2 protein-coding genes are annotated in these 1,499 nt (G+C 35.7%); both read left to right on the top strand.

All coding sequences use genetic code 11. The features are described 5' to 3' along the window. Window positions 1–285 (top strand): hypothetical protein (locus tag GMD1S_RS07630; RefSeq protein WP_000707335.1); only part of this gene is annotated, 285 nt, incomplete at its 5' end. Between the two features lie 78 nt (window positions 286–363). Further along, window positions 364–1,311: a hypothetical protein gene (locus GMD1S_RS07625; RefSeq protein WP_000837963.1), complete on the top strand. Its 948-nt coding sequence runs from the start codon at window positions 364–366 to the stop codon at window positions 1,309–1,311. The last annotated feature ends 188 nt before the right edge of the window (window positions 1,312–1,499 follow it).

Raw genomic sequence — 1,499 nt, 5'->3', positions numbered from 1 at the left:
TTGACCAAAATCTATGAAGAATACCAACGAGGAAAGATTTCAGAGCTACTAGAAAGTATTGCTGAAACGCCACTCAAGGGTGAATGCCTTCTCATCGTTAAAGGCGCAAGTCAGGATGTGGAGGAAAAGGACGAGGAGGACTTGTTTTCAGAAATCCAATCTCGTATCCAGCAAGGCATGAAGAAAAATCAAGCCATTAAGGAAGTTGCGAAACTCTACCAGTGGAATAAAAGCCAACTCTACGCTGCCTACCACGATTGGGAAGAAAATCAAGAAAGTGACTAAATTGGGAACCTTGTCTTCTTCCTGAAACAAAAATAACAATCATAAGTATTTTGATAAGATTGCTTATTTTGAGGAGAAATGAAAAGCAAAGTGATGAAGAAAGTAATTGGCGTACTGTTGCCTATTCTCACATTATTTATATTGTCAGCATGTAACAATAGAGTCGATCGTGATTTAGCTAAAATAGCTATTTCAAACATTCGTTCTGTAGTAGAAGCTGCAGGGTTAGAAGCAGAAGGATACTCGACAGCTGATACCTTTGGATATTATGGATCTCCGTTTTACGTTGAAGGAAATACGAAATTTGTTGATGTCTATGTGGATTTTGAAAAAGATTATGTTGAGAGCACTCCAGTCCTTAAATACAATTCGAGGCTTAAAGAAGTTGAAAAGAAAAAATTCTTTGGTTTTTCCAAGAAAACAGTCTACCGTTTAGAAATGGAGTATGTTTCTGGTGATGACAACTATGACCGACTTGAGGAAGCTTATAATATATTACTTCAAAGTGGTAGCTTGACTTCAACATATTTAAGCGATGATGTGATTAGGAATCTTTATATTAAAAATTCAATTGAATTGGACTCATTTGACTCCAATTATTCTTTGGTTCCAAAAAAAGAATATAGTGGCAACCCCAAAACCCGTCTTGAAGAGAGAGATAAAAGAGAGGCAATTTTGAAGACGGATGTAGAAGAACTCACTCCCTTAATTGAGGACCTAGACTCAAGTAGAGTCAACAATCTTGATGAAGAGACGCTTGTTCGTAATCGAGATCTACTTTTAAAAAGAGTTGCTGACAATCGTTCGACCTTTAGTATTCGAATACGTATTGATATAGAGCAGGTACGAAGACAAAACCTACAAGTAACTAATGAAGATATTGACAATTGGACGGATTCTGATTTCGAATACTTACTTGCCCAAATACTTCAAAGCGATAAACTACCTAAGAATACAGAAGTACGTTTTACTATAAAATATGGAAGCAAACTGAATTGGGAGACATTCAATTTTAATAAAGAATAATTTTTGAAAGACATTCAGGAATTCTCCTGTCTGTCTTTTTACTTAGTTTTTTGGTATAATGGACCAAGCATGAATTTAGAAAGATTTGTGGGTGTCAAATAGTCTAGTAGCTTGTTTTTATTTGGACTTAGTTTCCACCCAAAGAGGTATTAGTGTCGTGTCTCAATCTTATATCAATGTTATCGGTG

This window comes from Streptococcus sp. GMD1S (genome assembly GCF_000296875.1).
In the GTDB taxonomy this organism is placed as follows: domain Bacteria; phylum Bacillota; class Bacilli; order Lactobacillales; family Streptococcaceae; genus Streptococcus.
The sequence above is the reverse complement of the archived record's forward strand: the minus strand, read 5'-3'. Positions and strand labels throughout refer to the sequence as shown.